19 protein-coding genes are annotated in these 25,633 nt (G+C 50.9%); 10 read left to right on the forward strand and 9 right to left on the reverse strand.

Features of this window, described 5'->3' with window-relative positions:
• Window positions 1-346: 346 nt before the first annotated feature.
• A complete protein-coding gene (locus tag AB2U10_RS05995) occupies window positions 347-2,416 on the reverse strand; it encodes a ferredoxin-like domain-containing protein (protein WP_493820295.1) in 2,070 nt (689 codons plus the stop codon).
• Window positions 2,417-2,739: 323 nt separating this feature from the next.
• Here AB2U10_RS05995 and AB2U10_RS06000 point away from each other — a divergent pair, with 323 nt between their 5' ends.
• From AB2U10_RS06000 to AB2U10_RS06010, 3 genes are read left to right on the forward strand one after another with little or no spacing between them, the layout of a single operon-like run.
• On the forward strand, window positions 2,740-3,636 hold the full coding sequence (locus AB2U10_RS06000) for a hypothetical protein (protein WP_367913440.1): 897 nt from the start codon (window positions 2,740-2,742) through the stop codon (window positions 3,634-3,636).
• A gap of 12 nt (window positions 3,637-3,648) precedes the next feature.
• The gene (locus tag AB2U10_RS06005; RefSeq protein WP_367913441.1) at window positions 3,649-4,989 is read left to right on the forward strand and encodes a lipase family protein; all 1,341 of its coding nucleotides are present in this window, start codon (window positions 3,649-3,651) and stop codon (window positions 4,987-4,989) included.
• Entirely contained in the window at window positions 4,983-6,287 is a 1,305-nt protein-coding gene (locus tag AB2U10_RS06010; protein WP_367913442.1) for an outer membrane protein assembly factor BamB family protein, read from the forward strand. Before AB2U10_RS06005 ends, AB2U10_RS06010 begins: the two co-directional genes overlap by 7 nt.
• 58 nt (window positions 6,288-6,345) lie before the next feature.
• Here the strand turns inward: AB2U10_RS06010 and AB2U10_RS06015 are convergent, their stop codons facing one another.
• The 3 genes from AB2U10_RS06015 to AB2U10_RS06025 form a co-directional block, all read right to left on the reverse strand.
• A complete protein-coding gene (locus AB2U10_RS06015) occupies window positions 6,346-8,904 on the reverse strand; it encodes a TonB-dependent receptor (protein ID WP_367913443.1) in 2,559 nt (852 codons plus the stop codon).
• Window positions 8,905-9,037: 133 nt separating this feature from the next.
• Entirely contained in the window at window positions 9,038-9,934 is an 897-nt protein-coding gene (locus tag AB2U10_RS06020) for a sulfite exporter TauE/SafE family protein (RefSeq protein ID WP_367913444.1), read from the reverse strand.
• Window positions 9,935-10,132: 198 nt separating this feature from the next.
• Window positions 10,133-12,508, reverse strand: coding sequence for a TonB-dependent receptor (locus AB2U10_RS06025; RefSeq protein WP_367913445.1), 2,376 nt, complete (start codon window positions 12,506-12,508; stop codon window positions 10,133-10,135).
• A 281-nt stretch (window positions 12,509-12,789) separates the two neighbouring features.
• On the opposite strand from AB2U10_RS06025, the gene AB2U10_RS06030 reads away from it, so the two are divergent.
• The gene (locus tag AB2U10_RS06030) at window positions 12,790-13,491 is read left to right on the forward strand and encodes a hypothetical protein (RefSeq protein WP_367913446.1); all 702 of its coding nucleotides are present in this window, start codon (window positions 12,790-12,792) and stop codon (window positions 13,489-13,491) included.
• 69 nt (window positions 13,492-13,560) lie between these two features.
• Window positions 13,561-14,550, forward strand: coding sequence for an LLM class flavin-dependent oxidoreductase (locus tag AB2U10_RS06035; RefSeq protein ID WP_367913447.1), 990 nt, complete (start codon window positions 13,561-13,563; stop codon window positions 14,548-14,550).
• Window positions 14,551-14,559: 9 nt separating this feature from the next.
• Here AB2U10_RS06035 and AB2U10_RS06040 read toward each other — a convergent pair whose 3' ends face one another.
• From AB2U10_RS06040 to hutH, 5 genes are all read right to left on the reverse strand, one after another.
• Complete coding sequence (locus AB2U10_RS06040) at window positions 14,560-15,522, reverse strand: formimidoylglutamase (protein WP_367913448.1); 963 nt, start codon at window positions 15,520-15,522, stop codon at window positions 14,560-14,562.
• 12 nt (window positions 15,523-15,534) lie between these two features.
• Window positions 15,535-16,767: an imidazolonepropionase gene (gene hutI / locus AB2U10_RS06045; protein WP_367913449.1), complete on the reverse strand. Its 1,233-nt coding sequence runs from the start codon at window positions 16,765-16,767 to the stop codon at window positions 15,535-15,537.
• A gap of 136 nt (window positions 16,768-16,903) precedes the next feature.
• Entirely contained in the window at window positions 16,904-17,356 is a 453-nt protein-coding gene (gene tnpA, locus AB2U10_RS06050) for an IS200/IS605 family transposase (protein ID WP_367913450.1), read from the reverse strand.
• Window positions 17,357-17,980: 624 nt separating this feature from the next.
• Window positions 17,981-19,648: a urocanate hydratase gene (hutU, locus tag AB2U10_RS06055; RefSeq protein WP_367913451.1), complete on the reverse strand. Its 1,668-nt coding sequence runs from the start codon at window positions 19,646-19,648 to the stop codon at window positions 17,981-17,983.
• The gene (hutH, locus tag AB2U10_RS06060; RefSeq protein WP_367913452.1) at window positions 19,645-21,213 is read right to left on the reverse strand and encodes a histidine ammonia-lyase; all 1,569 of its coding nucleotides are present in this window, start codon (window positions 21,211-21,213) and stop codon (window positions 19,645-19,647) included. Before hutH ends, hutU begins: the two co-directional genes overlap by 4 nt.
• 118 nt (window positions 21,214-21,331) lie before the next feature.
• On the opposite strand from hutH, the gene AB2U10_RS06065 reads away from it, so the two are divergent.
• The 5 genes from AB2U10_RS06065 (at window position 21,332) to AB2U10_RS06085 (ending at window position 25,570) form a co-directional block, all read left to right on the forward strand.
• Entirely contained in the window at window positions 21,332-21,622 is a 291-nt protein-coding gene (locus AB2U10_RS06065; protein WP_367913453.1) for a type II toxin-antitoxin system TacA family antitoxin, read from the forward strand.
• A complete protein-coding gene (locus AB2U10_RS06070) occupies window positions 21,619-22,122 on the forward strand; it encodes a GNAT family N-acetyltransferase (RefSeq protein ID WP_367913454.1) in 504 nt (167 codons plus the stop codon). Before AB2U10_RS06065 ends, AB2U10_RS06070 begins: the two co-directional genes overlap by 4 nt.
• Before the next feature lie 125 nt (window positions 22,123-22,247).
• Window positions 22,248-22,925 (forward strand): YceI family protein, encoded by a 678-nt coding sequence (locus AB2U10_RS06075; protein ID WP_367913455.1) that lies wholly within the window; start codon window positions 22,248-22,250, stop codon window positions 22,923-22,925.
• Between the two features lie 171 nt (window positions 22,926-23,096).
• A complete protein-coding gene (locus tag AB2U10_RS06080; protein ID WP_367913456.1) occupies window positions 23,097-24,098 on the forward strand; it encodes an NAD-dependent epimerase/dehydratase family protein in 1,002 nt (333 codons plus the stop codon).
• A 56-nt stretch (window positions 24,099-24,154) separates the two neighbouring features.
• Window positions 24,155-25,570 (forward strand): tetratricopeptide repeat protein, encoded by a 1,416-nt coding sequence (locus AB2U10_RS06085; RefSeq protein ID WP_367913457.1) that lies wholly within the window; start codon window positions 24,155-24,157, stop codon window positions 25,568-25,570.
• Window positions 25,571-25,633 lie beyond the last annotated feature (63 nt).

Consider the following 25,633-nt stretch of genomic DNA (forward strand, 5'->3'; position numbering starts at 1 on the left):
CCGGATTGTAGCCGGGATGTTTGTCTGCTTTTTCCCCGGATTGCATCCGGGGTTATGTATGTTGGACTCCTACGGAGTTGTTTGCCTGCTTTTCCCCGGATTGCATCCGGGGTTATGTATGTTGGACTCCTACGGAGTCTGGTATGCGTTAATTTGCAGGAAACCTGCCTGGTATTTACTCAAAACTCTCCACTCAAAACTCTCTACTCGGAACTCTCTACTCGGAACTCCCCACTCAAAACTCTCTACTCGGAACTATTCACTCGGAACTATTCACTCGGAACTCTCTACTCGGAACTCTCTACTCAAAACTCTCTACTCAAAACTCTCTACTCGGAACTCTCTACTAACTATTCACTACCCGTATCTCCTCCCGCTTTTCGGCTGCCTCCAGGTGAAATGCCGTGGCCTGCAGCAGGAAAACCTCCGCAAATTCTTTGGAAGGTTCGTATTTATTGATCTGCAGAACCCGGTCGCTGAAATTGACAGGGAATGAAAAGGTGCCGTCTTCCACAAAGTGTTTGTCAAACTCCTGGATCACCATGATCTGGGTACGGGTACTGATGCCTTTGTCGAGCAGCAGCGCCTTGGCGGTCCAGAGAAACGTGTTATACGAATGATAAATGGAATCGGCGTATAAGCCTTTATCCAGTGCCTCCCGGGCCCAATCCAGCTTTTCTTCGGCTTCAATGAGCAGGGTGGCCACCAGGTCAATGATCACGCCGGCGCATTCTCCCACCCCGATAGCCGTGGCGTACGTTCCTTCATGGCCCCAGTCAATATATTCATCTTCGGTGAGGTTGGAGGTATCGGCCAGGGGCTTCAGCAGCTGATAGAAATGGTCTTTGGTGCGGCGGTCGTAATAATCGTGAAAGCTCTCATCGGTTACCTTGTTCAGCTTGTAATCCTGCAGGATATAATCTACTACCTGCAGCACCCGTTTTGTGGGTACTTTGGTGATGCGCTCGGCCACGCGGCCTACCCCGTTACCCACGGTGCCTCCGCCCAGCATAACCTGTGCGGCAGGAATCACTTTCCCGTCTACTTTGCTTGAGCTGCCGTGGAAGCCGATATGCGCTAGGCCGTGCTGTCCGCAGGAGTTCATACAGCCCGAGATCTTGATCTTAAGGTCGGTTTCCGTAACAAAATCAGAATGGAACTCGTAGATGTACTGTTCCAGCACCCGTGCCATTTCGGTAGAGTTGGAAATGCCGAGGTTGCAGGTATCCGTACCGGGACAGGTGGTAACATCGGCCGTACTGTTGTGGCCGGGCCGGGCAAAGCCCAATTCGGCCAGCAGGTTATAAATGTGGGGAAGTGATTCTTCCCGGGCATATTTAAACAGCAGGTTCTGGTCCTGGGTGATCCGGATATCGTCAGCAATATGCCGGCGTACTCCGGCTACCAGCTTTCGGGCCTTATCGGTCGGGATATCGCCGGTCAGCACTTTTACATACACCCCGAAATATCCTTTCTGCTTCTGTTCAAATACATTGGTTCTCCTCCAGAGGGCGTAGGCCCCGGCATCGACCGGTGCTGCCGGCTCCACAGGCTCTGAAGGAGGTTCGGGTTGGCTTATTTTATCGGTGTTAAAATGAAAGACCTTGTTCTTTACCGCTGTTTTTTCCTCTTCTATAAGGCGGAGAACTTCTTCAAGGCCTTTACCCTGGATCAGGTATTTGAAACGGGCTTTGTTCCGGTTTGTTCGCTCGCCATAACGGTCAAACACCCGGATGCCCGCTTCCACTAAAGGGATGATCTCTTCTTCCGCCAGGAAATCAAAGACCTCGTAGGCCAGCATAGGCTGTGCGCCCAGTCCGCCGCCCATCATCACTTTAAAGCCGCGTTTTTCACGGCCGTTTATGTGTTTTATTTTAGGGATAAATCCGAAATCGTTTCCATACGAAAAGGCAGTGTCTTTTTCGCTGGAAGAAAAAGCAATTTTAAACTTTCTCCCCATTTCCGCGCATATGGGGTTGCGTACAAAATATTCAAAAGTGGTTTGGGCATACGATGAAACATCAAACGGCTCATCGGGATCAATGCCGGCGGCAGGCGAGGCGGTGACATTCCTGACCGTATTTCCACAGGCTTCGCGGAGGGTCATGTCGTCTTCGGCCAGCCGGGCCCAGAGTTCGGGGGTCCTGTCGAGGCTCACATAGTGGATCTGGATGTCCTGGCGGGTGGTCAGGTGCAGGTTCCGGCTGGCATACTCGTCAGAAATATCGGCAATTTTCAGAACCTGGTTAAATGTAATTCTGCCAAAAGGCAGCTTGATGCGCACCATCTGAACACCGGGCTGACGCTGCCCGTATATTCCGCGGGCCAGTCGCAGGGAACGGAATTTCTCATCAGGCATCTTTCCTCCCCGGAATTCCCTGATCTTTCTTTCCAGCTCGATGATTTCCCGTTCCACAACGGGGTTTTCTAGTTCGGTACGGAAACTCTGCATCTTTTGTATTCAATTAGTAAACTGACCCGGCCTTGCTGCCCAAAGGCAGGATTGAGCCAACAAAAATAAATACAAAAATCTACTATACTAATATAGTCTATAGATTTAGTAGGAAAATATAAGAGATACTTGGAAAAGTGAAAATTTCATACACCCGAAACGGTGTTCTACGGCGATTACCGGGTGAAAAATTATCTGCAGATAAGTTTTTCTCAAAAAAGTACCGGATACCCTTGCCTTTATTTTTTTCCGGTTTACCTTCGTTGACACTTAAATCGCATGGACTTATGAAAACCCACATCTTTCAACTCTCTTTTTTGGTATTGTTCTACGTTATTTGTGCTGCACTTTTTATTTCCTGTAATGTTTTAAACAGTCAGACAGATGCCCGGTTATCCCCTGTTTCGTACCGGTTGGATGCCAACGAAAAAGCCAGGGTCTCCTATGAGGCAGAAACCGTAACCGTTACCCGGTACGACGGCGATATACCTGAACCGCTCAGGGAACAGTATGCGCTCCGTTTAATACCCGCCATCAGCCGAAGCCGGGTTGAAGTAAGCATTGACAAAGCCGGGCAGACCCGCTGGGTCATTGAAGACGTGGAGCCCGGGCGGAAAATCCCCGACGGCAGGCACAATGTTCCGCCGGATCTTTCCCCGAAAGTGAAAAAAACGGTCATTCATGACCAACGGGCCGACTTTTACGATGCCGCCGGAAAGCTGATCAGAACCGGTCGGATGGATATGCCGGACATGACAGAGATCAACGGTTTTTTGAAATACGCCGGCAGCGGGGAAGAAGACATGGCGGAAAGAATAGCCAGGGCCCGGAAAAACGGGAGTCATATCCGCGAGCACTCCAACGGAAACCTCACGATACGAACCTGGAAAACGCTCACTGATTTTTACCGGCGGGACGGCTCCGGTCCTGCTGCGGAAGTGCCGCCCGAAAAAGTGGAGATCCGTGAGCTGGTAGATACAAAAAACAACCTGATTGTTGCCACGGCCCTGTACAACCAGTCGGGTGAACCCCTGGAAGAAACCCGTTTGAAATACAGGGACGGCACCCGCGAGCTGCAGCATATCCACAGTGTTTCCACCGTTACCGACCGCAACCGGGTCAAAGTGAAGAATATCACGGACACCTATTTTGACTACCTTCATGTAATGATTTCTGACAACTAAAAATTCATCCAAATGAAAAAGTACTTTCTGTGTTTTCTCGGATGCCTTGCCGCAATAGGCATGGCGTCAGCCCAATCAACCCGCCCTGTACACTGGGTACACGGCCTGAACGGGAGCAGTACTACCTGGAATTTTCACAAATCCTATTTTGAATCGGCACGCCGTATTGACGGACCGGCCTCTTATAACTCCACCGGTTTAACGAACCTCGGAGTGGTCTCTTACTCCAATGCGGTCCGGTCAGCTATGATACCGAATGCCAATGCCATTGCTATAGGGCACAGCATGGGCGGAGTAACGGTCAGGGATATTGCCCGGTACGACGCCATTAACTCTACCACCACATTCGGCGGCTTTATAGCCGCCGGGGCTCCCTTAACAGGAGCAAAAATACTCAACAGCATCTCCAACGGTTCTGCTGAAAATTTTATCCTGAACGGGGTAGATGAAATTGTCAGAGGGCCGGCAACTGCACTGGGGCTATACAATTTTTTTGTGGCCGGAGAGCCCGTTATCTCCTCAGTATTGCTGATCAAGAGCATCCGGAAAGGCATCCTCAAATTTTTCCTGGGCAGTTTCGACTTCCCTTTAAATGACACCCATGCCGGCAGCGCCTTTGGTGTACAAACCTTTGATGACTTAAAGGAAAACAGCGCCTATATGAATGCCGTCAATACCTTTTCCGGGCCGTATAAGGACAGGCTGTTTATCTATGGCAATGAAAGCAGCCCGATTCACTGGCGGCTGGCATCTTCCACGTTGAAAAGCGGGAGCGGCGCCTCGTGGACTTCAACCGATGATGAATACCTGGTGAACCTGGCGTCTAACTTCAGGTCGGTTTACAATACCCAGAATACGCTTAACATTACGGCTGCTATACTGGCGTATTCCACCTTCAACTTTGGAGTAGGGGCCGGGCATACTTATATGGCCTCGCAATGGAGAAAAGGAAGAGACTGGCTCGACATGTCGGAATCGTACTGGGCGGGGCTGATCGGTGCGCACGGCACCACCTACTATGCCGGTATGATAGATACCTATGAAGACCAATGTGATATGCCCCGGTTTGAAGAGTGCTTCGGCAACGGAGATGATCCCGTAACTGTTGACTGTGAAGACTGCACCGTGGTGCCGGTAACCTATGCCGTGTGGATACCCACTCAAACCGGTAGTGACGGACTGGTGGCGGTGTACTCCCAGCTGGCTGAAGGAACTCCTTGGGCGGTATCCTCGGGCAGAACATACCAGGCCGTAAATGTCAATCACATGGAAATGCGTGGACATACCCATATGACGACGGAGCTGTCCCACTGTTTTGACAGGCTTGATTTTTTCTCTACTCCGTTATGGTAAGAAGAATTCTGTATTGGGTACTGGTGGCGGGGTGTCTTTCCTGCAAAGAAAAACCGGGGGATGAATTTTATCCGGATGGCGTGTTATTGAGCAAAGAACCCGCCTGGAAAACGCAGGTATCGGTTAACTCCTTCCTGGCTCAGGGGATAGATATTCCGCCTACCTTATACAATGACGGAGCGGTCATGGCCTGTGCAACCGGGTTTGAGCCTGTGGCAGGCTCCGGTTTGAGCAGGCCGGGGCTCCTGATGCTGGATGTTCTGACCGGCAAGGTCAGGTGGAAATGGGACGATTACATGTATGACAGGGAAAGCTTATTCCTGACCGGCAGGTATACATTCAATGACCGGATGGTTTTTCATAATGGCCCCCGTACATACTGCATCAATCTGTCTACCGGTAAAACAGAATGGAAAAAATGGAAAGCAGACAGCGTCAATACATTAAATCCCGGTCTCATTTCAGGTATAGGTCATCGGTACTTCTTCTCGGCCATAGCGATAAAAAGGGGGGATGAAGATTACCCGCTCAACAAGCTGTACGAGGGCAACATTTTAAATGCTGTTCGGGAGGTGGAAGTCGTAAATCCACAGCTTCCGAAAGAGTATTTCGGTGTGACCCCTATTCCGGCAGGGGCAACATTTTTCTGCCCCACCGTTCTGGACGGTGACACGGTCATTGCGGTAGCCTACCAGGTACCTGCGGCAGATGCGCAGTACAATGTTATTAAAAGCGCATTCGGCTTGTATAACCTTAATAAGAAAGAATGGATATACAAAGACCGGATGCTCCTGGAGCCCCAACGGGGCGGTGTGGTAGACTGGTGCCCGGTGATTTACGGGGAAAAGATCTATTGGAACGCCAACCGGGATATTGTCTGTAATGACCTGCGTACGGGTAGGGAGATATGGAGGAAGGCCTTTCGGCAGGATTTTCTTTTTACTCCGCTCATCATAGCAGAAAATAAGGTCATTGCCAACAACGAAGATACCTGGCTGTATGCCCTGGATATAAACACCGGGGCGGAATTATGGAAGACGTCGTCTGCCGGTACCAGCTCGCACCTGGTATACCTGGATGGCTACGTGTATTACATCGGCGGGGGAGACGGCTTTCTTCATGCCGTAGATATATCGAACGGAAAAACGGTCTGGAGGCTTAGATCGCCCGATCTTAAAGCAGACAGCCGGGCCCATTTTTCGGGTGGGATATCCGGTGTACCGGCAAAAAACGGGAAAAAGGGGCGTATCCTGGCCGGTACCGGCCGGCATGTATACAGTTATGAAGCCATCCGTTAAAAAAGTGGCAGGCCTCCGTATGGAAGCCTGCCGGCATTTAAAAGAAAGGGTTATTTAGTTAGAATGAATAACGCAGTGTGACGCCGTAGGTCCTGGGATCTCCCAATATACCGGCATACTGGCCGTAACTGCCGGGAGCGGCCAGAAGCTGCTCATAGTAATCGGTATTGGTCAGGTTCCTGCTCCAGAGGAAAAAGGTGATCCCGTTGGAAGCACGGAATCCCGCTCTCGCATTCAGCAGCGCATAACCGTTGATATTCAGGTAGCGCGAAGGAGAGGGGCTGGACGAGAAATCAGACCGGTAAAATACATCGGCTCCCAGGAAATAATTGCCCCTGAGCTGGATCAGGCTGCCTTTCCGGGCTACCTCTGCGCCCAGCGATCCCGACCATTTCGAGATGCCGGGAAGCTCTCCGCCGGAAATATCTTTGAATGCCTGGGCTCCGCCCACTTCTTCAAGAGGTACGGGCGCATTGGTAAATTTCAGGTATTTGCCATCGGTATAGGCCAGGGCTGCATTCAGGCGAAGCGAGTTGCCCACCGACAGGTTGCCGTCTACTTCCACGCCGCGCACCCGTACCTTTTCAGCGTTGGCCAGGTAACCCCGGTTTACACCGGGTTCAGGGGTTTGAACCTGGGTCTGGAAATCGTGGATATCGGTCTGGTACACGGTAAAATTAAGAACGGCATTTTTCCCGGGGTTGGTTTTAATGCCCAGCTCCTTATGATTAACCGCTTCCGGCTTTACCTGGGCCAGATCCAGCAGCACCTCTCCGTTGGCAGTAGGCAGGCCACCCACGTTTACGCCCACGGGCTTGTAGCTCACAGAATAGGTAGCAAAGCCGTTTATTTTGGGGCTGAACCTGTATTGCAAAGATAGCTGGCCGGAGAAATTGCCTTCTACGGCATCGGTATCGAACGACTGGTCGCTGTATACCCCGTTTTTGAGAGCCAGCAGGGCAGGGTCGCTTGTTTCCAGTCCGCCGTAGCGCTTACGGTCATAATTTACAATTTTTTTGTCATAATTATACCTCAGGCCCGGCAATACATGGAGCTTAGGCACAACCTCCCAGTCGATCTGCGTATACGCTGCCAGCCCTGTGCTCCTGATGCCGTAAACGGTGCGGATGCCGTAGTGGTCAAACAGGCCGGGGGTGGCCCATAACGGGCTGGTAGAACTTTGGGCAAAACGCCACTGGGCCGATCCCGCCTCTTCAGTATGCACGGGGTCGGTCTGCAAATCCTGCCATAGTCCGAAAAGCCCGATCACCCCGCTGACCTTTTCGCCTACCCGGCCTGAATACCTGAACTCCTGCGACCATTGGTCATGAATGGAGTTACCGGCAGAAATGGTAAACACCGGCAGGCCGGTATAATCCCTGTCGTTCAGCGGTACCCATTTCCAGTAACGGTAAGCCGTGGTAGAGGTGAGGGTTCCGTTCCCGATTTTAACGTCGGCATTCAGGGAAACGCCGCCCAGCTGGTTATCGGCTTTCGACCGCGTATCCAGGTCTACCTTTCTTTCAAAGGCACTTTTGTAGGGAATCTCGTAACCCAGGTCTTTGATAATAGCGTCAAATTGCCTGTATGCAGGTCTTTGTGTAGTAACCACCCCGGCAATTCCCCAGCCATAGCCGTCGGGCTTCTGATCGGTAAGATCGCCGGCCAGGACAATTTTGACCTGCTCGGAAGGGGTGTAAAGCAGCTGTCCCCTTACTCCCAGGTTGTTAATATCGTTGATATAAGAATCGCTGGCCAGGTTATAAATTGTACCGTTTCTTTGGGTACCGGAAAAAGAGATCCGGGCTGCCAGGTTTTTGGTCAGCGGACCGGTCAGCGAGGTTTTGGCCTGCAGGTATCCGTAATTTCCGTAACTTACCTCAAACGTTCCCCCCGGCCTGAATTCGGGCAGGCGGGAGGTAATATTGAATGCACCTGAAGTGGTGTTCTTTCCGAAGAGCGTACCTTGCGGACCCCTGAGCACTTCCACCTGCTCTATATCAATGAAATCAAGCGCGGTGGCGGCAGGCCGGGCCAGGTAAACGCCGTCAAGGTAAAAACCCACTCCCGGATCGATTCCGTCATTGGTCAGACCGTAGGTAGAGCCCAGGCCCCGGATGTTTAACGTAGTGTTCCGGGGGTTTGAGGCATAAAGCTGTACCGTAGGAACCAGCTCCTTCAACCGGTTGACATTAAAGGCTCCGGCATCTTCAATGGCTACTCCCCGCACAATAGAGATGGGAATAGGCACTTCCTGGATTTTTTCGGTACGCCGCCGCGAAGTAACCACCAGCTCCTGGAGAGAAGATTCCGAAGGCGTGAGCTCAATTGTTAAATGGTTTGATTCCGCGAGAAATTCCAGGGTTTTATACCCTACAGACCGTACCACCAGCGTAAAAGGGAGAGTTTGCCCGGTAGTGAGGCTGAACTCACCGTTTATATCCGTAATGGCACCGTTGGTGGTTCCGCGAATGGTTACACTGGCTCCCGTTACAGGTTCTTTGGATACTTTGTCCCTGATAACTCCTTTTACCTGCGCATTGATCAGAGGCGTGTTCTGCCCATGGCTCAGGTAGGGAACCAGAGTCGACAGGAATAGAAAGACGAGTTTTTTCATAAGAATTGGTTTTTGATTATGTATAATTATATATAATCTATAGATTAAATATACTATGAAATAATAAAATTGCCTGCTCCCGGCAACTTCCCTCAAAACAAAAACACGAAACCACAAGCCACCTCTTACCCGCTTACAGTATTCCCAGGGCCAGCAGGAAAGTCCGCAGGCTGGTGATGATGATCACAGTACCTACAAAGATAAACATGGGTTTGACCGGTATTTTTCGCACCATGAAGGCTGCAATGGGAGCTGCAATCACTCCGCCGAGGATAAGTCCGAGGATGATCTGCCAGTGACCAAAGCCCATGACGAAAATAAAGGTCAGGGAGCTGGCAAAGGAGACGAAAAACTCGGTCAGGTTTACAGACCCTATGGTGTACACCGGGTTCCGGCCATTGGCTATGAGGGTTGAGCTCACAATAGGCCCCCACCCGCCGCCGCCGATCGAGTCAAGGAACCCACCTGCACCGGCCAGCAGCCCCAAACGCTTGATGGGTCTCTTTTTTTGTTTTTTTGCCGCTACTTTCAGGATGATCCTGATGCCGAGATAAAGCGTATATGCCGCTACAACAGGCCGTATATAATTGTTGTAATCTTCCAGTGAAGATACGAGGTAGGCCCCTACAATGGCGCCAAGCACACCCGGCAGCAGCAGGTAACGGAAAAGCCTTTTGTTTACATTACCGAATGTCAGGTGACTGAGCCCTGAGACACCGCTGGTGAAAATTTCGGAGGCGTGCACACTGGCACTGGCGGCAGCAGGATTGAGCCCTGTAGCCATCAGGAAGCTCGTGGCGCTCACCCCGTAAGCCATTCCCAGCGAACCGTCGATCATCTGGGCTATAAAGCCGGCAGCCATATAAATGAGAATACTGCTGTCCAGCGAATCCCATAAATTGACCAGGTGCCCCTTGAACCACAAAACAGGAAAGAAGCTAAAGAGAATATGCCCGGCTATCATCCAGCCGATGATGCTTAGAAGCTGAAATATCCGGTTTTTCCAAATCACCTTGCTGTTCCGGTGCATAGGGTATGTTTTGTAATTGTGGGGCAAGTTTACAACATAAACTTTTAAAGTCTACTAAAATTGTAGACTTTATTGAAAAAATTATAGGAGAACTATGAATTGTTTTATTACCATAAGCGGAGAGCCGGGATCTCCCGGTTTTTCTGCAGATGACCGCACAGCGTAAACCCCGATAGCTTACCGCTGAAGGGGCATAGCTTATTGTATACCACCTTCTGCTGCCGGCATATCCGGGTTGAACCCGTTTTCGGTATGTTTCTTCCGGCCGAAATTGTAGCGCAGGTTAAACCCGAAACGGCGGGAGTCGCGGTACTGGAAACCCCTGGCAACCATGCTCCCCTGGTTTATCCTGAAATTGAATTTGTTGGTAAACAGTACATCGGATGCATTGAGGGTCAGGGTCAGCCGGTCATTCATAAAACGGCGGTTAACGCTCAGGTTAAGGTTTCCGAAATCACCCAGTTCCGTAAATTGCATCTGGCCCCGGGTCATGTAAAACCCATTCAGCATCAAAGCGCTTCGCCTGTCGAATTTTAGCTCATGAAAGGTGAAGAAACGCCAGGTTCCCCGCCTGAAATTTACGGGAGAGTTTTCATACAGGCCGGTGTAATCGTTCAGGGTAAATTGAGCACCTGCCACAAAGAAGTACTTTCCTCCCGGCGGTACCGCACCCATCAGCCGGAAATAGGTTTCCTTGTTCCGGGCCAGGTTATCGTAAGTGCGGTTGGTGATTTGCGGGTCTTTCGGATCCTGGTAAAGCACCGAAGTAAAGATATCCCGGATATACCTTTGCCCTACGGCCAGGATCGGGGTACCGTCTACACTGACATTCATTTCATAATTATTGGAGAACTGGGGTTTCAAAGCCGGGTTCCCCGACTGGTAGGTAAATTCGTTCACATATTGCCGGAAAGGATTCAGCTGGTCGTATCCCGGCCGGCTGACGGTTCGTTGCGCCACCAGGGTAGCCCGCATTTCCATACCCATAAGGGTAAGAATTCTCCGGCCGAAAAACAGGAAGGGGAAGAGGTCGGTTCTTTGTACTTTAAACGTAGTATCGGAAGGAATTTTCTGATGTCTGTACATATACGTATTTTCCAGCCGCAGCCCGGTTTTTACGGAAAAAGAACCGAAGCTTCGGGTGCCTTGCAGGTAAAGGGCGCTGATGCGGTTATTGAAATCAAAGGCATTGTTCCGGAAGAGGTCGGGGGCGGTCACCCCGTTTTCCGTCCGGGTAAATGCTGCCCGGTTGCTGAAATCCTGAACAGAGAGCTTTCCGCCCGTTTCCAGCTTGATCTTGTTTTTGAACAGGTAGGTAAGCTCGGCCCGGGCAGCATAGAAATCAGACCTGCCCGAGTTGTTTCCTGTACCGCTATTGCCCGGCATTATCCCGGTGCTCCGTTCAAAAGTATTCCCGTAGGTCTGGTCACTTTTGGGCCTGAAGAATGACCCGGAGAAATCCAGCAGCAATTTCCGGCGACCCGCACTGTCAAACTTCAGAAGAGCATTCAGGCTCTGATTTACAAAGAAACGCCCGCCTTCGGTATCCGTATGGTTGACATTTGTGAAGTCTGTTTCCTGTCCCGATAAAGATTCGGTGGTATTGAAGTTCCGGCTCTCAGAGCGGCTGCTGCTGAGCTGCCCGTCATAAGACAGTGTCCATTTCGGGGTAAGATCATAGGCTATCCCATAGCCTAGCATGCCGTTCTGCTCTTTAGACCGGGATTCGCTTTTGGAGTCGAGCAGCGATTCACTGCTTATTTTTCGTTGGTTTTCGTAGACATTAAAGTTTTCTCCCTGGTTGCCTCCGCCATTGAGGTAGTAAGTGGTTTTTCCGGCAGAGCGGTTATAGGAGGCGTTGAGAAACCGGCCTCCGTATTTTCCCTGGTTCATCCCTGCCGAGATGCTGCCCGAGCCGAAGAGGCTGTACCCTTTGCGGAGGATCAGGTTGAGTGAGCCGCCTGTATTGGCGGCATCCATGGTGGCAGAGGGAGTACGGATGATCTCTATTTTTTCTATGGCATTGGGCGGGAGGCTCCTCAGCAGGGCGGCCAGGTCGCCGGTTCCCATTCGTTGCTCCCGTCCGTTGATGTAAATTCTGGCAGGTGTGCTTGAGCTCAGGTAGAAATTTCCGTCGGTATCTGTAAAAACCCCCGGTGTTTTCTCCAGCACTTCCATTACGTTGGTGGAGGACTGGATCAGCGGTTCCGGATCTACAATCGCTTTGTCGTCTTCATGGGTAATGAGGGGTTTCCGGGCGGTGACAGCTACCTCGCCAAGTAGGGTGGACGATGCCTTCAGCGTTATCCTGAATTCGGCTTTATCGGTGACTATTTCCTGTTCCAGCGTCTCGAATCCCACGGCGGAAACCCGTATGGTATACTGCACATTTTCCTGCAATGTGATCCGGGTTATGCCGTTGGTATCGGTAGCGCCGGCAAATGTCTTGTCTGCCCGTTGAAGAACTACGGTAGCACCGGGTATGGGTTCTGTGCCGTCGGTAACGGAGAAGGTGTATTGCCGGGCGTAGGATAAGTGAGTGAAAAAGAATAAAAGCAGGTACAGGTTTTTCATACAACGGTTCTCAGGGGGAAGAGGTCTTCCTTTTTGTCCTTAACGACAGCCTGGAAAGAATAGTTGAAAGGGAGTTATTAAAATTTAACCGTGAAGTGGTCTTTTTCGTTTATACATACCAACCGTGCACTTTTCAGGGTGTGGCGGAATAAAAAAACAATAATTCATAGGAACTATTCAAGAAAAAATTGGACTTTTGTATAAGTTTTGTCTTTTGACCGGAAACCGGGAGAAGCCCGGCCGATGAAGTTTCTGGAAATGAAACTTTTAGCTTTAAATTTGTGGTGATAAATTTCAGGGAAAATACGGAGGAGCTTTTAATAGAGCGGCTGTTAAAGGGCTTTGATCATTCAAGAATGGTCAGATGGGCCCGTGCTTCGCTGGATTCGGGAAGGTATGCGGAGAGCCTGATCATTTTAGCGACTATGGACAAGGCAACAAGAGAGGAAATAGAAAAATATTTTCTGAAAAGTATAGAGGAACTGGAATTGAATATTCCGAAAGATGTCCGGTCTCAGCTCAGGGAATATGCCAATGATATTGCCCTCGGGGTGCTGAGCGGGGATATGGGCCTCGACTACGGTTTCCTGCAGATGCTGAAGGTGGCGAAAGTATCTGACCGGGATGCCCGGTATACGGCATTTTCAGAAATAGAAGAAGACCTGGATAATCTTTTTTACGGACGGAAAACAAAAAGAGATGGCCTGACGCTGGAAAACCAGAAAGCATACATCAGGGAAGAGTTTGCCCTTTTCTCTGCTATGGAAATGCTGGATATCCCCCTGGCTGCCCGGCAACAGGAGTATTGTATGATCTGCGGGAAATTGTCTACACCCTACCCGCGGAAAAAATATTCGGTCAAAAGACCCTTCATTTTTCACGTGCTCAGCTGCGACTACTGCAGGTCAGAGCGCCTGAAGTCGGCTTCCCAGCATTATGTGAAGCGTAAAATCATTGAAAGTTACCAGCTGCAGGGATCCTGACAGAACGATCAAGGACTCTGGTGTAAACTTATCGGTATCCGAAAGTGTTTTATAGGAAAAGGAGAGACATTGACGGATTTATCGATATTGGAGCTGGCCATCATCCGCGAAGGAGGAAATGCAGGAAAGGCCATTGAAGAAACAGTAGAAGCGGCCCGGCAGGCCGAAAACCTGGGATTTAAGCGTGTCTGGCTGGCAGAACACCACAATATGCCACATGTAGCCAGCTCGGCCACCGCTGTGCTGATCGGGCACGTGGCAGAGAAGACTGAGCGTATCCGGGTCGGATCAGGCGGAATTATGCTTCCCAACCATTCACCGCTCATTGTGGCGGAGCAGTTCGGTACGCTGGAGGCCATGTATCCCGGGCGGATCGACCTCGGACTGGGCCGGGCTCCGGGAACCGATCAGGCTACTGCCCGGGCTATCCGGAGAGAGAATATCAATGCGGCTTTCAGTTTTCCGGCAGATGTGAGACAATTGCAAAAATACCTGGGAAATACCGATGAAAAAGCAGAAGTAAGGGCTTTCCCGGGCGAAGGAGCGCAGGTGCCGCTCTGGATCCTGGGCTCCAGCACCGATAGCGCTTACCTGGCCGCTGAATTGGGGCTCCCGTATTCATTTGCTGCTCATTTTGCCCCCCAGCAGCTTCATTCGGCTATAGATATTTACCGCAAAAACTTTAAGCCGTCGGCAGTGCTGGAGCAACCGAAAATGATGGTTTGCGTGAATGTTATTGCCGCCGATACCGATGAGGAGGCCCATTTTTTATCGACCAGCCTGATCCGGATGTTTATCGGCATTGTAACCAATAACCGTCTGCCCCTTATGCCACCCCAGGAGCTGCCCGATATTTTCTACCAGCACCGGGAATTAAAGCATATGGTAGAAAACATGCTGGCCCATACGTTTATCGGCAGCAAAGAAACCATCCGGAAAAATTTATCGGTTTTTATTGCCGATACCCGCCTTGATGAGCTGATGGTGACTTCTTATTTTTATGATATAGAAGCAAAGCTGAAGTCCATGCGTATTCTGAAGGAAGCACTTGAATCATGAAGTGAGGATTCAGGCCCGTAAGAATTCAGCTATCATCTCTGCCAGGAGCTTCCCGATAGCGGGACAGGTCCTGCCATCGTACAGTTCGGCGGCACCTTCGCAAAGGTGAATGTAGCTGAGGTTCGGGGTGGTTTTGACTTCCCGGATAAACCGCAATGCCTGCCGTACGCTGAAACCTACCGGTGAAGAGGCGCTGGAAAGTACGTTTTCCACGGCATCCAGATCGATCTCTATGCCCAGGGGCATCGAAGAAGTGTGATCCAGTGCCGACTTTATGGCCCTTTTATAGGCATCATTTTCCAGGTCTGCCAGCTCGTCGAAGTAGTGTACCTGTAGTCGGAAATTCGTTTCGAATTCGTGAAGCATATATTCGTTGATATAGCTCTTCTGAAGCCCGAAAACCGAATATTGTCCCAGGTATCCCTCGCTCATGGCGTAAGAAAACCCGTTCCCGGAATGCCGCCCCTCGGGTTTCCGGAAGTCAGCGTGTGCATCAAAATTAATTACAGACACAGGCATGCCCAGGGCCTGTGAAGTTCCCCTGAGGTGGGCATAGGCATTGTTATGTCCGCCACCGATAACAACGGGTATCCTGCCCGCAGAAACAATTTCATAGATTTTCAGGGAAACCTCCCGGTCTATCTGCTCTACCTGTTTCCGAAGCTCATCCACGCCGGCATGCGCCAGATCGGGAAACCGGAAATACCCGGATAGAAAAATGCTCTCTCCGCTTAAGAAACGGTTACTTTGCAGGTTAAGAAATGCTTTCAGGAAAGCTGGCCAGGCAGTTTCCGTACCGCCGGTTCCGTAATTGGCACGTACCCCTACTGATTCAGGGATCCCGATAAGCTCATAAGGGGTATTTTCATTACCGGTCAGGGAGATGACTTCGCCAATGCGCGTTTCGCCGTTGCGCGGCTTTACGATCTCCGCTATATCTTCCGGGCCGTATTTTATAAAATGACTGGTCATGGAGGTAAGGCATTACTCATAAAACTCACCATTAATGATCACCTGATCTACGAGATTTTCTCCAAAACTATACGGCAGGTAAGCGACAGACGGGATCTTTTCGGTGAGGATCAGGTTGGCCCGTTTGCCTGTTGCAATACTGCCCAGTTCCTCTTCCAGCTCCATCGCGTATGCACCGTTTAGGGTGGCGGCATTTATAGCTTCTTCGGGCAGCATTTTCATCTGGATACAGCTCATGGAAACCACCATATTCATGTTGCCGGAGGGAGATGACCCCGGATTGAAATCGCTGGCCAGCACTACTGCGGCATTGTTTTCAATAAGCCTTCGGGCAGGGGGGAAGCCCATACGCAGGAAGTAGGCAGCGGTGGGCAGCAAGGTGGCCATAGGCGCATCGGTAAGCCCGAGAATCCGGATCTCTTCATCGGAAATGGTTTCAAGATGGTCAACCGACAGGGCCCCGGTACGATAGCCGGCCTGCACCCCGCCTGAAATATTCAGCTGGTTGGCGTGAATTTTCGGTTTCAAACCGAAAGCTGCGCCTACCCTGCAGATTTCTTCCGTCTCCGCCTGACTGAAAAAACCCTCTTCGCAAAATACGTCGATATAGTCGGCCAGGTTTTCCTGCACTATAGCCGGCAGCATTTCCTGCAGGATCAGGTCAATGTAGGCCCGGCGGTTGCCCTTGTATTCCATAGGGATGGCATGCGCACCCAGGAAAGTGGCTTTGACGGGAACCGGGGCCCACTCCTTCAGGCGGCGGATCACCCGGAGCATCTTAAGCTCAGTTTCGGTGCTTAAGCCGTAACCGCTTTTGATCTCCAGCGCTCCGGTGCCCAGGCGTATCAGCCTGGAGAGCCGTTCTTTGGCGAGATCAAAAAGAACCTCCTCTTCCGTTTCGGCCAGTTTCCGGGCAGAGTTAAGAATTCCCCCTCCTTTGGCGGCAATTTCGGCATAGCTCAATCCTTTGATCTTATCTATAAATTCGGCCTCGCGTGACGCCGCAAAAACCAGGTGGGAGTGGCTGTCGCACCAGGCGGGCAGCACTGACCGGCCTTCGGCGTCTACGATACGGTAGTCGCCGAAGTGGTGCAGGTCTTCCATCCGGCCGAATCCGGTGATACGCCCGTCGTCTATTTTCAGGTACGCATGGTTTAGTACGGGCAGCTCGGCCAGCTGGCTGCCGCGTAAGCGCCCGGTGTTCGGGCGCACATTGATGAGATGTCGTATATTGGTTATAAGCATAGGCAGGGGTGCCCTGGACTGTGTCCAAGGGTAAGGTGGATGCCATACCTGCGGTACGGGGGAAGGAAGGTATCATGTACTATCCGGAGGCCCGTACCGGTAAATGAAGTGCAGCATTTGTGATGACGGGTGGAAATCAGGTTTCTTCCCAGAACCATTTGATGTCTTTTTGTATGTTTTGTTCTTTCCATAGTCTTTGGATTTCTTGCTGGAAGCTCTCGTTTCTATGGTGTTTTTGTTGGTTTTTGATATAGTTAGTTATGACTTCTTTTTGCTTATATGCATACGTTAAGGCGCAATATTTTATTCCCCAGCCTCTGAATTTTGGAAAAAGTCCGGACGCTTTGATCCATTTTCCAGAACTCCCTTTTATGGCTTTTATCAGGTCGGCTAAGGGGACTGTCGGGTGAAGGTCGCATAGCATGTGTATATGATCTTCCATTCCATTTATCCGGTACAGCACGCAGCCCTTGTTTTTGATGATACCCCAGATGTACCTGTATAGTTCCGGAGCTTTCTCCAGCTCCAGAGCTTTATCGCTGTATTTTGTGCGGATGATGATGTGATATAGTATTTGTGTGTATGCCATGGTATGTAGTGTTTAGCCCCCGTACATATGTCCGGAGGTGTGTGGGTGTCTGGTCCCTGGGGCCGGGCTGGTGACGGGCGGGGTCACGGGTCGGGCCCGGGTTAGGACCCCGGACTGCGTCCAGGGGTAATGCAAATGTAACTCCTACGGAGTTAAGAGAGAAACTTTTGGGGGCAAAAGTTGAAGTGTCCCCAACTAACTCCGTAGGAGTTGTACTACCGTATCCGCTGGACGGACTCCGCGGAAACTGGGTGCAAAAGTTGAAGTGTCCCCCAACCAACTCCGTAGGAGTTGTACTACCGTATCCGCTGGACGGACTCCGCGGAAACTGGGTGCAAAAGTTGAAGTGTCCCCAACCAACTCCGTAGGAGTTGTACTACCGTATCCGCTGGACGAAGTCCGCGGAACCTGGGGCAAAAGTTGAAGTACTCCCAACCAACTCCGTAGGAGTTGCACTACCGTATCCGTTGGACGAAGTCCGCGGAAACTGGTGAACGAAGTCCGCGGGAGACGGGTGAAGTCCCGGCAGGCAGCCACGCCCCCGCGCTTCCTTTGCTCTCTGAACGGCGTTCAGGACTAAGGTAAGTGTAACTTCCGGGAAGTTCAGGAGGCTTGGCAAGCCCCTCAACTTAGCCTGAACGTCTCCTTTACTTCCAGTGCCTTTCCGTAGCCCGCGTCTGCGTGCCGGTAGACTCCCATGGCGGGGTCGTTGAAGAGCACCCGGCGGAGGCATTCTCCGGCGCGGTCGGTACCGTCGGCCAGCACCACCATTCCCGCATGCTGCGAGTAGCCCATGCCCACGCCGCCGCCGTGGTGAAAGCTCACCCAGGTGGCACCGCCGGAGGTATTGCTGAGCAGGTTCAGCAGGGCCCAGTCGCTCACGGCGTCTGAGCCGTCTTTCATGGCTTCGGTTTCGCGGTTAGGCGAGGCCACGCTGCCGCAGTCGAGGTGGTCACGACCTATTACCACAGGCGCTTTCAGCTCACCGTTGCGAACCATTTCATTGAACCTGAGCCCAGCTTTTTCTCTTTCTCCCAGGCCAAGCCAGCAGATACGGGCGGGTAAACCCTGGAACGCGATCCTTTCCCGCGCCTGGGTGAGCCAGGTTTTCAGTCCTTCGTTTTCGGGGAAAAGCTCCAGCAGGGCCTGGTCGGTTTTGTAAATATCTTCGGGGTCACCGCTAAGTGCCACCCAGCGGAAGGGCCCTTTGCCTTCACAGAAGAGCGGCCGGATATAGGCCGGTGAAAACCCTGGGAAATCAAAGGCATTCTTCACTCCGCCCTGTTGGGCAAATGCGCGGATATTGTTGCCATAGTCAAAGGTTACGGCTCCTTTTTTCTGCAGTTCGAGCATCAGGCTAACATGGCGTGCCATGCTCTGAATGGCCAGCTCCTGGTACCGGGCGGGGTTTTCTTTCCGAAGCTTCTGGGCTTCCTGCAGCGGCATGCCGTGCGGCACGTACCCGTTCACCGGGTCGTGGGCCGAGGTCTGGTCGGTAAGAATATCCGGGGTTATCCCGTCTTCGAGGAGGCGTTGCAGGAAATCCCCGGCATCCATTTCAATGCCTATGGAAACGGCTTTTCCTTCTGCTTTGTACTTCAGGGCCAGGTCGCGGCCCTCTTCGTATGTACTGGCCCGGATGTCGAGGTAACGGGTATCCAGCCTTTTCTGAATGCTGGCAGGATTGATGTCGGCCGAGAGGCTGGTGGCTCCGGCCATGCTGGCGGCCAGGGGCTGAGCACCGCCCATACCGCCCAGGCCGGCGGTGACCAGCAGCCTGCCTTTCAGATCTCCGCCGAAATGCTGCCGGCCGCATTCCACAAAGGTTTCATAGGTGCCCTGCACAATGCCCTGTGAACCGATGTAGATCCACGAGCCGGCGGTCATTTGTCCGTACATCATCAGCCCTTTTTCCCGCAGCTCATAAAAATGCTCCCAGGTGGCCCATTTGGGTACCAGGTTGGAATTGGCAATGAGCACACGCGGCGCCTGCGGATGGGTGCGTACCACCCCCACAGGCTTGCCGCTTTGCACCAGGAGCGAATGGTCTTCGTCCAGCTCGTACAGGTATCTGATGATGCTGACCAATGCTTCGCGGTTGCGCGCAGCTTGCCCGATGCCGCCATATACGACCAGCTCATCGGGGTTTTCTGCAACTTCCGCGTCCAGGTTGTTGAGAAGCATGCGTAAAGGGGCCTCGGTTTGCCACGACCGGGCATGGAGGCGGGTGCCTGTAGGGGCCTTATACACCGGATGTGCTGCGTACCGGGCAATAAACTGTTCTGCTGTCATAGGTTGATGGTAAATGTTGAATAGTTTTGATTCAGTTCGGTTTGCTGGGCACGGGCTGCTTCTTTCATGTTTTTGACGAAGGAGTAGTCCTGCACCATTCGTTTGATCTCTTTGATATCTTCCGCAAAAATGCGGTCTTCTTTGGCAAAAGAAACCTTCCTGCGTACAAACTCATGGGCCTCTTCCAGGAGGACCGAGCTTTTCAGCGGTCTCCTGAACTCAATGGCCTGGCAGGCGCTCATCAGCTCAATGGCCAGGATGTACTCCAGGTTATCCAGTATTTTGTAGAGCTTCCGTCCGCTGATGCTGCCCATCGATACGTGGTCTTCCTGGCCCAGTGAGGTGGGTACGCTGTCGGCCGAGGCCGGAAAGCAGAGCGTTTTGTTCTCGGTCACCAGGGCCGCGGTGGTGTATTGCGGGATCATGAAGCCGGAGTTCAGGCCTACATCGTTCATGAGCAGCATGGGCAGCCCGAATTTCCCTTCCAGCAGGAGGTAGCAGCGCCGGTCGGAGATATTGCCCAGTTCGGCGGCGGCAAAGCAGGCGTAATCTAAGGGCAGCGCCATGGGCTGGCCGTGGAAATTGCCCCCGCTGATGGTGTCATTGCTGCTAAAAATGATGGGGTTGTCGGTAACGGAATTCAGCTCGGTTTCGGTGAGCTCTTTCAGGTGCAGCCAGGCATTCCGGGCCGCTCCGTGCACCTGCGGCATACAGCGCAGGCTGTAGGGGTCCTGTACCCGTTCGCAGTCTACATGGCTCTCCATGATCTCGGAGTCGCGGAGGAGGACCCGTAACCGCTGGGCCACCAGCTGGTTGCCGGCAAAGGGACGGAGCTCATGCAGCCGGGCGTCAAAAGGAGCCTTGGTGCCCTGTAGCGATTCGAGGCTCATGGCGCCGATCACGTCAGCGATCTCGAGACAGTTGAAGAAACGTTCCACGCATTTCACGGCATAGCTCAGGATAAACTGGGTGCCGTTAATGAGGGCCAGGCCTTCTTTCGGGCCCAGCTGAACCGGTTCAAGCCCGGTTCTTTCCAGCACCCGTGAAGTAGCCGTTATTTCACCCCGGTATTCTACTTCTCCCAGGCCGATCAGGGGTAGGAACAGGTGGGAAAGGGGGGCCAGGTCACCGCTGGCACCTACGCTTCCTTTCTCGGGGACAACCGGTATGACATTGTTTTCGATGTGCCACAAAATACGTTCCAGCGTGGTCAGCTGCACACCCGAATACCCCCTGGCCAGGGCGTGGAGCTTGGTGATGAGCATGATTTTGGCAATTTCGGGGGGAATATTGTCGCCTACCCCCACACTGTGCGATTGCAGGATTTTGTATTGCAATGTACGGGTGTCTTCTTCCGAAATACTTTTGTTGGCCAGGATGCCGAAGCCCGTATTTACACCGTAAACGGTTCTCTGGCTGGCCACAATTTCCTGCACATCGGCCTGTGATTTTTTGATTTTTTTCAGCGTGTTTTCCGATAAGACCCCTTTTACCGTACCCCGGGCTAAACCCAATGTGATTTCTACGGTCAGGTGGTCTTCGCCGTAATTAAAGTGTTTGTTCATGAAATAAATATTGGACTGTTCAAAGATAGGGATATTTTACGAGGGTTGTAATTGGTTTGCACATAATAGTGATTTGTACAGATTTTTTACGTACATTTGTAAAAAGAAGTTGAATTATATGAATACAATAGCAAAAGAACAGGCGCGGTTTGATGCAAGACTTTCAAAAGAACAAAAACAGTTTTTTGAAAGAGCAGCTTATTTAGGAGGTTTCAGAAGCCTGACTGATTTTGTTATGCTGACCGTTCAGGAAAAGGCCAAAGAAATAATCAGGGAAAAAGAACAGATAATAGCTTCAGAAAGAGATGCAGAAATCTTTTTTGATGCTATTACTAATACAAAGAAATCCTCTGAAACATTGAAAAAGGCTTTTGAGGATTATAACACTTTTATCACCAACTCTCAATGATTGAACTACTGAATAAGAAGCACAACAGGAACGATTTTGACTGCGGAAAAGAACTTTTAAATAATTACCTGAAAAACCAGGCGGATCAGGATGCCACGAGAAGGTGGTCTGCGTGTTTTGTCCTGGCATATGCCCATACCCTTATGGGCTATTATACACTTTCAAATAATAGTATTCCTCTAAATAGCTTACCTGAACACATTCAAAAGAAATTACCCAAATCCTATACTTCCATACCGGTTACTTTACTTGGAAGGTTGGCAATAGACCAGGAATATCAAGGGAAAGGGATTGGAAAGATCCTGTTGATAGATGCCCTTAAAAGAAGTTATGAAGCATCACAGAGCATAGGGTCTTTTGCGGTAGTTGTAGACCCGACAGACCAGGAAGCTGAAATGTTTTATGAAAAATATGATTTCAGAAAATTACCAGACAGCGAAAAAATGTTTATTGGCATGAACACACTTAAAGCACTGTTTGGATTCGTGGATCAACAGTAGTGCATAGTGGGAGCCGGTTTCAGTAAGGTGTTTATAATTTTAAGCAAATTTTAAGGTCTTTCAGAAACTTTTACATTAACAATTAATGTTACTACATCAATTAACAAAAAAATACACGTTAAAAGATGAAAAAAGTAACCGTTTTAGCTCTTGCAGTGCTTATTGGAGCTGCATCATGTAAAAACACTAACTCAGACTCTGCGGAGACCTCTGAGGCAGAAGAAGTAGCTGTTTCAGAAGGACATGCCTATCCGGCAGATCTTCAGTCAAGCCAGGTAGAATGGAAAGCGTTCCATAAAGGCGGATTTGCGCCGAGATGGGGAACCCTGAAGCTTTCTGCCGGCGAGCTTACCGTGGCAGATGACAACATCACTTCCGGAAAATTTACCATCGACCTGAACACACTTACGGTGGATCCTGCTTCAGTAACGGAAAAAGACAAGAAAGCCATTGATCTGCAGAATCACCTGAAGAGTGCTGACTTCTTTGATGTGGCGGAGTTCCCTGCAGGAACGTTTGAGATCACTGGTATTACAGATTTTGATCCTGCCAAAGACAAGAGTGTGGTAGAAGGTGCCAACAAAATGGTCAGCGGAAACCTGACCCTGAAAGGAAATACCATCAACGTGACCTTCCCGGCACGGATATCGGTAGGTGACGGAACAGCCCGCGTAGAAGCCCGGTTTACAGTAGACCGTACAGCATGGGGACTGAAATTCGGGGTTACCGATGCCGACCCGGCCGAGTGGGGTATCAGCAAAGATTTTGAAGTAGGTATAGATCTTACTGCCGTAGCGAAATAAGCCGGAAGATCAGGAGCTGCCTGAATTTTTAAACGGCTTCCGGTCTGCATTTTAACTCCTGTTGCGTAACCTGTACCTCCGGTAAGGAGTGGGTACGCAACAGGGGCTTATTTTTTACGGATACCCTGAAAAAGCAGATAATTTGCGTTACTTTTGTATAAAAATCTACTTATGAACGTATTTCTTACCGGTATAACGGGTTTGTTGGGAAGCGAGGTGGCCCGTCAGCTGTTGGAGAGAGGGTACAAAATCAGGGCATTGGTAAGAACCCCCGAAAACGTAAAGCTGCATCATCCGGATATTGAATATGTTCAGGGAGATATCCTCGATGTTACCGTGCTTGAAGAGCAGATGCAGGGCATGGACTATGTAATTCATGCGGCGGCTATCGTATCTTTTGCTCCCAAAGACCGGAACCGGATGTACAAGACCAACGTGGAAGGAACGGCCAACGTGGTCAATGCCTGTCTTTCTGCCGGGATAAAAAAGCTGGGCTATGTAAGCTCTATAGCGGCTTTCGGGCGGCCACCCTTAAGTGAGATGAAGAAAGCCGACCGTGTGGAGATCGACGAGGAGCAGAAGTGGATAGCTTCGGAGACCAACTCGCATTATGCCATCACCAAATACCTGGGCGAATGCGAGGTGTGGCGGGGGGCTGCAGAAGGCCTGAAGATGGTGATTGTTAACCCGTCAATTATACTCGGAGAGAGCGACTGGGAGATGAGCAGCACACGGCTGTTCAAATATGTATACGACGAAAAACCGTTTTACCCGGAAGGCTTTCTGAACTTTACCGACGTCAGGGATGTGGCATCGGCCCTTATCCGCCTGCTGGAATCAGACACGCAGGAAGAACGTTTCTGCATATCGGCCGGGATGGTTTCCTACAAGGAATTTTTTGACAGGATAGCAGACCGCTTCGGGAAGAAAAAACCCTGGTTCAGGGTAAGTGCGGGCATGATGGGCGCTATATGGCGCCTGGAGGCGTTGAAATCGTTCCTGACGGGTGCAGCACCGCTGATTACCAAAGAAACGGCCAAAACGGCGCAATTAAAGATACTTCAGAAGAACGGGAAGATCCGGGAAACCCTGGGCTTTGAATTCAGAACATTGGATGAAACCCTGGACCGGGTTTGTACATTTCTGGAAAGCAAAGAATTAAAAAAGGCTTAAATTCCTGCAGGAATTAAAAAAAGCTGTTACATTTACCAAGCATTGGAGGGAATAGAATGAATCAGGATTTTAGCGAACCTTTTGAAGAATACAACGAGACTTCGCCTGAAGAGGTGGCCAGGAGATTCGAGCTGCTGTTGAAGCGGAAGGAGTCTCCGGCATTCAGCGAGGAGGTTTTTGAGTCGCTGACCGAGCACTATCTCGTTAAAGGGAATTTTGAAATGGCCTTAAAGGCCTGCAATTACGGCCTCCGGCTCTATCCCAATTCACTCGATATGATGCTGAATAAGGTGCAGGTGCTGATTAACCGGCTGGAGCTTTATGAAGCCACGGAAATCCTGGACCAGGCCTCTGTATTTTATCCTTCCGATACCGAAGTCCGGTATTTTCGCGGAGTGATCAATATTTATTCCGGTGAAAATGAGAAGGCTATCGAGATTTTCCGGGAAATCCTTCCTATTTCGGAAGAAAAAGAAAATATCTATTTCCAGCTGGGCATGGCCCAGTCGGGCTTAGGGCTGCTGGAAGATTCCATTGAATCTTTCCAGATGGCCATTGATGAGAACAGCAAGAGTGAGATTGTTTATACTGAGCTGGTTTTCAGCTATGAGCTGGCTTCAGCGCTGGAATCAGGCGTGGAGTATTTCAAAGCACTGATCGATAAAGACCCTTACAACCACCTGGCCTGGTTTGCCCTTGGCCAGTGCTACAACAACCTCGGCCTCTTTGAGGAGGCCAAAGATGCGTTCGGATTTGTTACGGCCATTAACGATACATTCCCCGGCGGATGGTACAACCAGGGCCTGTCTCACCTGAGCATAGAAGAATACGAATCGGCAAAAGAATGCTTTCAGCGCACCCTTGACCTGGAAGAGGAATCGTCGGAGGTGCTGGTGCACCTGGGCGCTTCGCATGAGCGGCTGGAAGAATTCTCAGATGCCTTCAAATGCTATAAACGGGCGTCAGAGCTCGATGAATACAGCGACGAAGCCTGGTTCGGGATGTCGTCTGTACTCTATGAACAGGAGCGTTACGTGGAGGCCATTCATTTCATTAAGAAAGCCATCAAGCTGAACGGGGTTAACTCCGATTACTGGCTGCTGCTGGCCGATAACGAGAGCAAGTTCGGCAACATGGTTTCGGCAGAAGAGGCTTACCGGAGGGCGGTTGAGCTGAACCCGATCGACCCGGATATCTGGCTGAACTGGTCACTGCTGTATTTCGATGGCGAAGATTATAACCGGGCGCTGGAGATCGTAACCGACGGGCTGGAAGACCTGCCTGAAGAGGCTGACCTCTATTACCGGGCTACCGTTTACCTGCTCTATGAGGGCAGCTTTAATATGGCCTACAAATACCTCCAGGAAGCGCTTGCCCTGGATTACGATAAGCACGTTCAGCTGTACGATTTCTTCAGTAACCTGAATACGCTGAAAACCCTTCAGCGGATCATAGAACAGTATAAAGCATAAAAAGAGTTAAAAGACGAGGCTGTAATGCCTCTTGTCAGGCCGGACCGCACAAGCCCGGCCTGA

Origin of the sequence: Leadbetterella sp. DM7, assembly GCF_040829825.2 — a bacterium.
GTDB lineage: Bacteria > Bacteroidota > Bacteroidia > Cytophagales > Spirosomataceae > Leadbetterella.

What these genes read in the sequence shown, in the direction of transcription:
- AB2U10_RS06000 (WP_367913440.1), top strand. Translation starts at nt 2,740, where the DNA reads ATGAAAACCCACATCTTTCAACTCTCTTTTTTGGTATTGTTCTACGTT.
- AB2U10_RS06005 (WP_367913441.1), top strand. Translation starts at nt 3,649, where the DNA reads ATGAAAAAGTACTTTCTGTGTTTTCTCGGATGCCTTGCCGCAATAGGC.
- AB2U10_RS06010 (WP_367913442.1), top strand. Translation starts at nt 4,983, where the DNA reads ATGGTAAGAAGAATTCTGTATTGGGTACTGGTGGCGGGGTGTCTTTCC.
- AB2U10_RS06015 (WP_367913443.1), bottom strand. Translation starts at nt 8,904, where the DNA reads ATGAAAAAACTCGTCTTTCTATTCCTGTCGACTCTGGTTCCCTACCTG.
- AB2U10_RS06020 (WP_367913444.1), bottom strand. Translation starts at nt 9,934, where the DNA reads ATGCACCGGAACAGCAAGGTGATTTGGAAAAACCGGATATTTCAGCTT.
- AB2U10_RS06025 (WP_367913445.1), bottom strand. Translation starts at nt 12,508, where the DNA reads ATGAAAAACCTGTACCTGCTTTTATTCTTTTTCACTCACTTATCCTAC.
- AB2U10_RS06040 (WP_367913448.1), bottom strand. Translation starts at nt 15,522, where the DNA reads ATGACCAGTCATTTTATAAAATACGGCCCGGAAGATATAGCGGAGATC.
- hutI (WP_367913449.1), bottom strand. Translation starts at nt 16,767, where the DNA reads ATGCTTATAACCAATATACGACATCTCATCAATGTGCGCCCGAACACC.
- tnpA (WP_367913450.1), bottom strand. Translation starts at nt 17,356, where the DNA reads ATGGCATACACACAAATACTATATCACATCATCATCCGCACAAAATAC.
- hutU (WP_367913451.1), bottom strand. Translation starts at nt 19,648, where the DNA reads ATGACAGCAGAACAGTTTATTGCCCGGTACGCAGCACATCCGGTGTAT.
- hutH (WP_367913452.1), bottom strand. Translation starts at nt 21,213, where the DNA reads ATGAACAAACACTTTAATTACGGCGAAGACCACCTGACCGTAGAAATC.
- AB2U10_RS06065 (WP_367913453.1), top strand. Translation starts at nt 21,332, where the DNA reads ATGAATACAATAGCAAAAGAACAGGCGCGGTTTGATGCAAGACTTTCA.
- AB2U10_RS06070 (WP_367913454.1), top strand. Translation starts at nt 21,619, where the DNA reads ATGATTGAACTACTGAATAAGAAGCACAACAGGAACGATTTTGACTGC.
- AB2U10_RS06075 (WP_367913455.1), top strand. Translation starts at nt 22,248, where the DNA reads ATGAAAAAAGTAACCGTTTTAGCTCTTGCAGTGCTTATTGGAGCTGCA.
- AB2U10_RS06080 (WP_367913456.1), top strand. Translation starts at nt 23,097, where the DNA reads ATGAACGTATTTCTTACCGGTATAACGGGTTTGTTGGGAAGCGAGGTG.
- AB2U10_RS06085 (WP_367913457.1), top strand. Translation starts at nt 24,155, where the DNA reads ATGAATCAGGATTTTAGCGAACCTTTTGAAGAATACAACGAGACTTCG.